The sequence below is a fragment of the Azospirillum sp. B506 genome (genome assembly GCF_000333595.1).
Lineage (GTDB): Bacteria > Pseudomonadota > Alphaproteobacteria > Azospirillales > Azospirillaceae > Azospirillum.
Window position 1 is genome coordinate 1 of record NZ_BADK01000816.1, and the last position, 1,933, is coordinate 1,933.

The 1,933-nt window shown below is 67.7% G+C and carries 3 protein-coding genes; all 3 read right to left on the reverse strand.

Annotated elements, in window-relative coordinates; translation table 11 throughout:
- Nucleotides 1-46: 46 nt before the first annotated feature.
- Nucleotides 47-571, reverse strand: coding sequence for a hypothetical protein (locus I71_RS25450; protein ID WP_244434047.1), 525 nt, complete (start codon nucleotides 569-571; stop codon nucleotides 47-49).
- Between the two features lie 54 nt (nucleotides 572-625).
- The gene (gene flgG / locus I71_RS25455; protein WP_042700394.1) at nucleotides 626-1,411 is read right to left on the reverse strand and encodes a flagellar basal-body rod protein FlgG; all 786 of its coding nucleotides are present in this window, start codon (nucleotides 1,409-1,411) and stop codon (nucleotides 626-628) included.
- Nucleotides 1,412-1,442: 31 nt separating this feature from the next.
- The coding region (locus tag I71_RS25460) for a flagellar basal body rod C-terminal domain-containing protein (RefSeq protein WP_042700398.1) at nucleotides 1,443-1,933 on the reverse strand (491 nt) is incomplete at its 5' end.

Below are 1,933 nucleotides of genomic sequence, written 5' to 3' on the forward strand. Positions count from 1 at the left end.
GCGGACGGGTTGGTTGTCGGCACGCCGCGCTTCGGCGTCATGCCGATCAGCTGCGCATCGGTGGCCGCGGTGTCGCTGGTGTCTGGTCGGCGCGCACGTCCTGCCAGTCGATGTCGCCCGGTCCGATGACGTCGCCGGGGATGACGCGGCGCGACAGCACCGGGATCTGCACCACGCCGAAGGCGCGGCCCGACACCGGCAGTCGGACCTGGCTGCCGGTCACCACGATCTCGGCGGCGAAGCGGCCCTGGACCGGGCTGTAATAGAGATTCTCCACCGCCAGCCCGCCAGCGCCCTGGGGCGCGCGCAGCTCGACCGCGCGGCTGTCCAGCTCCATCTGCAGCCGGCCGACGGTGATCACCCGCGACAGCGCGTCCGACAGAACCGCCTCCACATGCGGCATTCCGTACACCACGTCGGGCGCCAGACCGGAGACAGCCGCCGCGGACGCCGAGGCGGCGGCGGCCGGCGCCATGCCGGCGCCCATCACGGCGCCCATGACCGGAACGGTCAGCAGGGCGGCACCGAGGAACAGGGCGGGCAGGCGGCGGGGGGCGGTGTGGCGGATCATGGCGGTGGTTCCCGATGTGAAGGCTGGAGCGAGGCGCCGGCAATGTCGGCGGCGTTACTTCATCTGGCTGGCCTGCTGCATCATCTCGTCGGTGGTCTTGATGACCTTGGAATTCATCTCGTAGGCGCGCTGGGCAGTGATCAGGGTGGTGATCTCCTGCACGACGTTGACGTTGGAAGTCTCCAGCGCCCCCTGGGTGACGCGGCCGAAGCCGGGGGCGCCGGGGTTGCCGGTCACCGCCTGGCCGGACGCGCCGGATTCCATGAACAGGTTGTCGCCGGTGGCTTCCAGGCCGGCGGCGTTGGCGAAGGTGGCGAGCTGGATCTGGCCGACATTCTGGGTGGCGGTCTGGCCGTCCAGCTTGATCAGCACCTCGCCCGAGGAGTTGATGGAGATGTCCACCGCGTTGGTCGGGACGGTGATGTTCGGCTGGATCGGATAGCCGTCGGCGGTGACGATCATGCCTTCCGGCGATAGCTTGAAGTTGCCGGCGCGGGTGTAGGCGGTGTCGCCGCTGGGCAGCGTCACCTGGAAATAGCCCGAGCCGTTGATCGCCACGTCCAGCTTGTTGTCGGTGATGTTCAGGTTGCCCTGTTCCAGCACGCGGGCCACCGCGGCGACGCGCACGCCGGCGCCCACCTGCACGCCGGTCGGCACCACGGTGCCGGCATCCGACGAGGTCGAGCCGATGCGGCGGAAATTCTGGTACAGCAGATCCTGGAACTCGGCCCGCTGCTTCTTGTAGCCGGTGGTGGTCGAGTTGGCGATGTTGTTGGAGATCGTCTCGACGTTGAGCTGCTGGGCGATCATGCCGGTGGCGCCGATGGCGAGGCTGCGCATTCTGGTCTTCTCCTCTCGTCGTCGGTCTGGATCAGGCGGTGCGGCCCAGACGCTGAAGCATCGTGCGGATCCGCTCGTGTTCGTTGTCCAGCATCTTCTGGGCGGACATGTACTGACGCTGGATGTCGATCATCTGCGTCATCTCGACCACGGGCTTCACGTTGGAACCTTCAAGCAAGCCCTGTGCCACTTTCGTCTCGACCGGGGCCGGCTGCGGCTGCTCGTCGGTGACGTACAGGCCGTTGCCGACCTCGGTCATCATCTGCTCGGTCTTGAAGGTGACGATGTTCAGCTTGGCGACCGGGCCGAGTTCGGTGGCGACGGTGCCGTCGCCGCTGACCTTCACGTCGCTGGTGCCGGCCGGAATGGTGATGGGCTGGCCGTTGTTGGACAGCACCGGCAGGCCGCCGGCATCCACAAGCTGGCGCTGGTCGTTCAGGCGGAAATTGCCGGCGCGGGTGTAACGCGGGCCGCTGGCGGTATCTACCGTGAAATAGCCCTGTCCGGTCAGCGCCAGGTCCA

Bases quoted from the DNA above. Each gene is read 5' to 3' on its own strand.
- flgG (WP_042700394.1), bottom strand. From the start codon at position 1,411: ATGCGCAGCCTCGCCATCGGCGCCACCGGCATGATCGCCCAGCAGCTC.
- I71_RS25450 (WP_244434047.1), bottom strand. From the start codon at position 571: ATGATCCGCCACACCGCCCCCCGCCGCCTGCCCGCCCTGTTCCTCGGT.